A 7,013-nucleotide genomic window follows, 5' to 3' on the forward strand; every position below is an offset into this window, starting at 1 on the left:
GGAGGCAGACATGCAGCACGGCCGAACGACGCTCTCGAAGTTCATCATCGAAGAGCACCGCCGCCATCCGGCGCAGGACGAGCAGCTGACGGCGCTCATCAACGATATCCAGACCGCGTGCAAGTACATCGGCACGCGTGTCGCGCGCGGCGCGCTCGACGGTGCGATCGGCGCTGCGGGCGCGAAGAACGTGCAGGGCGAGACGCAGCAGAAGCTCGACGTGATTTCGAATGAAATCATGCTGTCGTGCTGCGAGTGGGGCGGGCAGCTCGCGGGGATGGTCTCGGAGGAACTGGAGCACGCATACGAGATTCCCGCCGAGTATCCGCGCGGACGCTATCTGCTGCTGTTCGACCCGCTCGACGGCTCGTCGAACATCGACGTCAATCTGACCGTCGGCACGATCTTCTCGGTGCTCGAAGCGCCGCCCGGCATCACCGATCCGCGTGTCGAAGATTTCTTGCAGCCGGGCAGCAAGCAGGTCTGCGCGGGCTATGCGTTGTTCGGTCCTGCCGACATGATCGTGCTGACGCTCGGCCGTGGCGTGCATGGCTTCACGCTCGATCCGCAGATCGGTGCGTACATCCTGACCCATCCCGATCTGCACATCGGCGAGGACACGCAGGAGTTCGCGATCAACGCTTCGAACCGGCGCTTCTGGGAGCCGCCCGTGCAGCGCTACATCGACGAGTGCGTGAAGGGCCAGGCCGGTCCGAGGCAGAAGGACTTCAACATGCGCTGGATCGCGTCGCTCGTCGCCGAGGTGCATCGCATCCTGATGCGCGGCGGTGTGTTCATGTACCCGAAGGACTACAAGGACCCGTCGAAGCCCGGCCGCCTGAGGCTGCTCTACGAAGCGAACCCGATGGCGATGATCGTCGAGCAGGCGGGCGGGCGCGCGTCGACAGGACGTGGACGCATTCTCGACGTGATGCCGGAGGCGCTGCATCAGCGCGTGCCCGTGATCCTCGGCTCGCGGCGAGAAGTCGAGCGGCTCGAACGTTATCACGTCGAGTACGACAGCGGCACCGATGAGCGCTTCGAGTCGCCGCTGTTCAATACGCGCTCGCTGTTCCGCGCAACGCAGTGATGCGCGTGGCCTCCACGATATCGAACACAGGGACGAGACATGTCGACTAAACATCCGATCGTCGCGATAACGGGTTCGTCGGGTGCGGGCACGACGACGATAACGCGATCGTTTCAGCACATCTTCCGGCGCGAGAAGGTCAAGGCGGCGATCATCGAAGGCGATTCGTTCCATGCGTTCGATCGCCAGCAGATGCGGCAGAAGCTGAAGGAAGCCGAAGAAACGGGCGATCAGCACTTCAGCCATTTCGGGCCCGAGGGGAATCTGTTCGAAGAGCTCGAGCACCTGTTCTCCACTTACGGCGCGACGGGCACGGGCAAGTGCCGCAAGTATTTGCACGACGAGGCCGAAGGCGCGGCGCACGGACAACCGCCAGGCACGTTCACGGCGTGGGCCGACGTCAATGAAGGCACCGACCTGCTGTTCTACGAAGGACTGCATGGCGCGGTGGTCACGAATCGCGTCAACGTCGCGCAGCATGCGGACCTGCTGGTTGGCGTGGTGCCGATCATCAACCTCGAATGGATTCAGAAGCTGCATCGAGACAAGAACATGCGCGGCTATTCGCAAGAGGCTGTCGTCGACACGATCCTGCGCCGGATGCCCGACTACGTGAGCTACATCTGCCCACAGTTCTCGCGCACGCATGTGAATTTCCAGCGCGTGCCCGTCGTCGATACATCGAATCCGTTCACGTCGCGCGATATCCCATCGCTCGACGAAAGCATGCTCGTGATCCGCTTCGCCAATCCTAAAGGCATCGACTTTCCGTATCTGCTGTCGATGCTGCACGACTCGTACATGTCGCGTCCCAACACGATCGTGTGTCCGGGCGGCAAGATGGGCCTCGCGATCCAGCTGATCTTCACGCCGATGATCCTGCGCCTGATGGGCAACCGCGAGCAGGCGACGATGTGAAGGCGCGTGCCGATGTCACGAAGGAGGACTCTCGCAATGAATGATTCCGCTCACATGCGTCTGGAGGCGGCGGCGCCGCAGAGCCGGCGCCGTCTCGCAAACGCGCTCCGTTTTCTCGCAATCGATGCCGTCGAGGCCGCGAAATCGGGCCATCCTGGCATGCCGATGGGCATGGCCGACATCGCCGAAGTGCTGTGGCGAGATCATCTGCGGCACAGCCCGGCCGATCCGTCGTGGCCTGATCGCGACCGCTTCGTCTTGTCGAACGGTCACGGCTCGATGCTGCTTTACGCGGCACTGCATCTGTCGGGCTACGATCTGCCGCTCGACGAACTGAAGCGCTTCCGGCAATTGCACGCGAAAACGCCCGGGCATCCGGAGGTCGGCCTCACGCCCGGCGTCGAGACGACCACGGGTCCGCTCGGGCAAGGACTTGCGAACGGCGTCGGCATGGCATTCGCTGAGAAGCTGCTCGCCGCGCGCTTCAACCGCCCTGGATTTCCCATCGTCGATCATCACACGTATGTGTTTCTCGGCGATGGCTGTCTGATGGAAGGAGTCAGCCACGAGGCCGGTTCACTCGCGGGCACGCTCGGGTTCGGCAAGCTGATCTGTTTCTATGACGACAACGGCATTTCGATCGACGGCCACGTGAGCAACTGGTTTACCGACGATACGGCGGCACGTTTTCGGGCGTACGGCTGGAATGTGATCGGTCCGATCGACGGCCATGACGCAAGCGCCGTCGACGCGGCGATACGCGACGCGCACGAGAAGGCGAAAGCGAACGACGCGCGTCCGAGCCTGATCGTGTGCCGCACGACGATCGGCTGGGGCTCGCCGAACAAGGCGGATACGCACGACGTGCACGGCGCGCCGCTCGGCGCAGCCGAAATGGAGGCGACTCGACGCGCGCTCGACTGGGATCATCCGCCGTTCGAGATTCCCGACGACGTTCGCGCGAACTGGAGCCAGCGCGAGCGCGGCGCGGCACGCGTGCGCGAATGGAATGCGAAGCTCGAAGCGTATCGCGTCGAATATCCGGACGAAGCTGCGGAGTTCGAGCGAAGGATGCGCGGCGAACTGCCGGCGGACTGGCCGCGCATCACGCAGCAGCTTGTCGAGGTTGCGCGTGACGTCACTGGACCGACCGCGACGCGCAAGTCGTCGCAGATCGCGCTCGACGTGCTGGTGTCCGCACTGCCCGATCTGTTCGGCGGCTCAGCGGATCTGACGGGCTCGAACCTGACGGCCGCCAAGGCGTCGCGCAGATTCGTGCCGGGGCAGCCGATCGATCCGCACGCGAACTACCTGTCCTACGGCGTGCGCGAGTTCGGCATGATGGCGATCATGAACGGTATGGCGCTGCATGGCGGCTTCATTCCATACGGCGGCACGTTCCTCGTGTTCTCCGACTACGCGCGCAACGCAATACGTATGAGCGCGTTGATGAAGCAGCGCGTCATCCATGTGCTCACGCACGACTCGATCGGCCTCGGCGAGGACGGTCCGACGCATCAGCCGATCGAGCATCTCGCGAGCTTGCGCCTGATCCCGGGCCTCGACGTCTGGCGACCCTGCGACACCGTCGAGACCGCGATCGCGTGGCAAATGGCGATCGAGCGCGCGAACGGACCGACGTCCCTCGTCGCATCGCGCCAGAACCTGCCGCAAGCAACGCGCGACGACACGCAGCTCGCGCTCGTGCGCCGAGGCGGCTACGTGCTGAGCGAAGCGACAGGCGGCTCGCCTGACGTGGTGATCATCGCGACGGGATCGGAAGTCGCGCTCGCACTTGCAGCGCAACGTCAGCTCGACGAGCAGGGCGTGCGTGCGCGCGTTGTGTCGATGCCTTCGACATCGGTGTTCGACCGGCAGGATGCCGCGTATCGCACGCAAGTGCTGCCGCCGGACGTGCGCCGTATCGCTGTGGAAGCTGCGCACAGCGACTTCTGGCACAAATACGTCGGACCTGATGGGCGCGTGATCGGCCTTGCGTCGTTCGGCGAATCGGCTCCGGCGGGCGAGTTGTATGCGCACTTCGGCGTGACGGTCGAACGCGTCGTCGAGGCATGCGTGTGATGAAAACGCGGCTCGTCACGTTCGATCTCGACGGAACGCTGATTGACACGGCGCCGGAACTTGCGCTGGCCGTCAATCGTGTACTCGACGGCTACGGCTATCCCGCTGTCACACTCGATACCGTCATCGGCCACATCGGCAACGGCACGCGCGTATTGATGCAGCGCGTGCTGACGGGCCTCGGCGTCGAAGCGGATATCGGGCTGGACGAGGTCATGCCCGTGTTCGACGCGCACTACGACAGAATCGCGGGCACCACTGCGCAGCCGTATCCGCGCGTGCACGATGCGCTTGCGCGGCTGCGGTCCGTCGACATGCACATGGCCGTCGTCACGAACAAGGACTATCGGTTCGCACAGCGGCTGTTGCAGCAAGCCGAACTCGCGTCGTATTTCGACGTGGTGCTCGGCGGCGACAGTCTGCCGTACAAGAAGCCGCATCCGCTGCCCATCTGCTATTGCCTCGATCATCTGAAAGTGCCGGGGCGCGCGGCGGCGCATCTCGGCGATTCGCGCACCGATGTGCAGTCCGCGCGCCGAGCCGGCGTCGCGGCGTGGGCCGTGCCCTATGGCTACAACCACGGAGAGCCGATTGCAAACGCGCGCCCGGACCGCGTATTCGCGACCATCGACGAGATGGCCGATCACGTCGTGTCGCCGCACTGAACGATCCGAGATGAACTCACGATAATGGAGTCGACATGCCTATCAATGTGGCGATCAATGGTTATGGCCGCATCGGCCGCAACATCCTGCGTGCGCTGTACGAGTCGAAGCGGACGGACGAAATTCGCATCGTCGCGATCAACGATCTCGGCGATGCGCGGATCAACGCGCATCTGACGCGCTTCGACACCGTGCACGGTCCTTTTGTCGGCACCGTCGATGTGGAAGAAGATGCATTGATCGTGAACGGCGACCGTATCAAGGTGCTGTCCGTGCGCAATCCGGCGGAGCTGCCGTGGCGTGCTCTCGCCGTCGATGTCGTGCTCGAATGCACGGGTCTCTTCACGAGCAAGGAAAAGGCTTCTGCGCATCTTGAAGCGGGCGCGCGCAAGGTGATGATTTCCGCGCCAGGCGGCAAGGACGTCGACGCGACGATCGTCTACGGCGTCAACGACGGACTGCTCAGGCAGTCGTTCACCGTCATCTCGAACGCATCGTGCACGACCAATTGCCTCGCGCCCCTCGTCAAGCCGCTGCATGCGGCGATCGGGATCGAGCACGGCTTGATGACGACGATTCATTCGTACACGAACGATCAGGTGCTGACCGACGTGTATCACGCGGACCTGCGGCGCGCGCGCGCCGCCACGCAGTCGATGATTCCGACGAAGACGGGGGCGGCCGCCGCGGTCGGTCTCGTGATCCCCGAACTGAACGGCAGGCTCGACGGCTTCGCGATGCGCGTGCCGACCATCAACGTGTCGGTGGTCGATCTGACCTTCACGTCGATGCGTCCGACGAACGTCGACGAAGTCAACGCGATGGTCAAGGAGGCCGCGCACGGCGAGCTGAAAGGCATCGTCGGCTATAACGACGCTCCGCTGGTCTCCGTCGATTTCAATCACGACCCGCGCTCGTCGATCTTCGACGCGACGCAGACGCGCGTGACAGGCGGCACGCTGGTCAAGGTGCTGAGCTGGTACGACAACGAGTGGGGCTTCAGCAACCGCATGCTGGACACCACGGTCGCGTGGATGAAGGCTGCGCAATGAACGTGCCGCTGCCGACCGATTCGTCGTCGAACACGCTTTCGCGCGTGAGCGACTCGCAAGCAATTGCGTCATCATCAGGAGACTTGTCATGGCACTCATCTCGCTGCGCCAACTGCTTGACCATGCCGCCGGGCACGGCTACGGCGTGCCGGCTTTCAACGTCAACAACCTCGAACAGATCCAGGCAATCATGGAGGCCGCCGAAGAGACGCAAAGCCCCGTGATCCTGCAGGCTTCCGCCGGCGCGCGGAAGTATGCCGGCGAGCCTTATCTGCGTCACATGGTGCTCGCCGCGACGGAATCGCATCCCGACATCCCCGTCGTGCTGCATCAGGATCATGGCGGGAGTCCGTCCGTGTGCCAGATGTCGATCCGTTCGGGCTTTTCGAGCGTGATGATGGACGGCTCGCTGGAAGAGGACATGAAAACCCCTGCGAGCTACGAATACAACGTGCGCGTCACGCGCAACGTGTGCGAGATGGCGCATGCTGTCGGCGTATCCGTCGAAGGCGAGCTTGGCTGCCTCGGCTCGCTCGAAACGGGCGACGCCGGCGAGGAGGACGGCGTCGGCGCGCAGGGCAAGCTGTCGCACGACATGCTGCTGACGGACCCTGCGCAGGCGCGCGATTTCGTCGAGCGCACAGGCGTCGATGCGCTGGCGATCGCGATCGGCACCTCGCACGGCGCGTACAAGTTCACTCGCAAGCCGAGCGGTGACATTCTCGCGATCGACCGCATCGCGCAGATTCACGCGCAGATTCCGGATACACACCTCGTGATGCACGGATCGTCTTCGGTGCCGCAAGAGTGGCTGGAGATCATCCGCAAGTTCGGCGGCGAGATCAAGGAGACGTACGGCGTGCCCGTCGAGGAAATCCAGCGCGGGATTCGCAGCGGCGTGCGCAAGGTGAACATCGACACCGATATCCGCCTCGCGATGACGGGGGCGATGCGGCAGGTCTTTGCGGAGCAGCCGTCGGAGTTCGATCCGCGCAAGGCATTCGCGGCTGCCAGAAAGGCTGCGCGCGGCATGTGCGCCGCGCGTTTCATAGCGTTCGGCTGTGCAGGGCAGGCGCCGCGGATCAAGCCGGTTCCGCTCGAGCAGATGGCCGAGCGCTATGCAGTGACGGCCTGACGTCAGAAAGCGCGATTGAATGGAAGCGTGCGCCCCCCCTGCTGCACCAGCAGCGGGGGGGGCGCCCATAC

6 protein-coding genes are annotated in these 7,013 nt (G+C 63.9%); all 6 read left to right on the plus strand.

From position 1 onward, the window contains the following. Positions 1-10: 10 nt before the first annotated feature. The 6 genes from AB4Y32_RS20730 (at position 11) to fba (ending at position 6,942) form a co-directional block, all read left to right on the plus strand. The gene (locus AB4Y32_RS20730) at positions 11-1,090 is read left to right on the plus strand and encodes a class 1 fructose-bisphosphatase (protein ID WP_368723135.1); all 1,080 of its coding nucleotides are present in this window, start codon (positions 11-13) and stop codon (positions 1,088-1,090) included. A 39-nt stretch (positions 1,091-1,129) separates the two neighbouring features. After that, a complete protein-coding gene (locus tag AB4Y32_RS20735; RefSeq protein WP_368723136.1) occupies positions 1,130-2,008 on the plus strand; it encodes a phosphoribulokinase in 879 nt (292 codons plus the stop codon). 36 nt (positions 2,009-2,044) lie between these two features. Continuing rightward, positions 2,045-4,090: a transketolase gene (tkt, locus tag AB4Y32_RS20740; RefSeq protein WP_368723137.1), complete on the plus strand. Its 2,046-nt coding sequence runs from the start codon at positions 2,045-2,047 to the stop codon at positions 4,088-4,090. Beyond that, the gene (gph, locus tag AB4Y32_RS20745) at positions 4,081-4,755 is read left to right on the plus strand and encodes a phosphoglycolate phosphatase (protein ID WP_368723138.1); all 675 of its coding nucleotides are present in this window, start codon (positions 4,081-4,083) and stop codon (positions 4,753-4,755) included. Before tkt ends, gph begins: the two co-directional genes overlap by 10 nt. A gap of 35 nt (positions 4,756-4,790) precedes the next feature. Continuing rightward, positions 4,791-5,807: a type I glyceraldehyde-3-phosphate dehydrogenase gene (gene gap / locus AB4Y32_RS20750; RefSeq protein ID WP_368723139.1), complete on the plus strand. Its 1,017-nt coding sequence runs from the start codon at positions 4,791-4,793 to the stop codon at positions 5,805-5,807. Between the two features lie 88 nt (positions 5,808-5,895). Further along, positions 5,896-6,942 (plus strand): class II fructose-bisphosphate aldolase, encoded by a 1,047-nt coding sequence (gene fba, locus AB4Y32_RS20755; protein ID WP_368723140.1) that lies wholly within the window; start codon positions 5,896-5,898, stop codon positions 6,940-6,942. Positions 6,943-7,013: the final 71 nt, after the last annotated feature.

It is taken from the genome of Paraburkholderia phymatum, assembly GCF_040965635.1.
Taxonomy (GTDB): domain Bacteria; phylum Pseudomonadota; class Gammaproteobacteria; order Burkholderiales; family Burkholderiaceae; genus Paraburkholderia; species Paraburkholderia phymatum_B.

What these genes read in the sequence shown, in the direction of transcription:
- gph (WP_368723138.1), top strand. Translation starts at nt 4,081, where the DNA reads ATGCGTGTGATGAAAACGCGGCTCGTCACGTTCGATCTCGACGGAACG.
- tkt (WP_368723137.1), top strand. Translation starts at nt 2,045, where the DNA reads ATGAATGATTCCGCTCACATGCGTCTGGAGGCGGCGGCGCCGCAGAGC.
- AB4Y32_RS20735 (WP_368723136.1), top strand. Translation starts at nt 1,130, where the DNA reads ATGTCGACTAAACATCCGATCGTCGCGATAACGGGTTCGTCGGGTGCG.
- gap (WP_368723139.1), top strand. Translation starts at nt 4,791, where the DNA reads ATGCCTATCAATGTGGCGATCAATGGTTATGGCCGCATCGGCCGCAAC.
- fba (WP_368723140.1), top strand. Translation starts at nt 5,896, where the DNA reads ATGGCACTCATCTCGCTGCGCCAACTGCTTGACCATGCCGCCGGGCAC.
- AB4Y32_RS20730 (WP_368723135.1), top strand. Translation starts at nt 11, where the DNA reads ATGCAGCACGGCCGAACGACGCTCTCGAAGTTCATCATCGAAGAGCAC.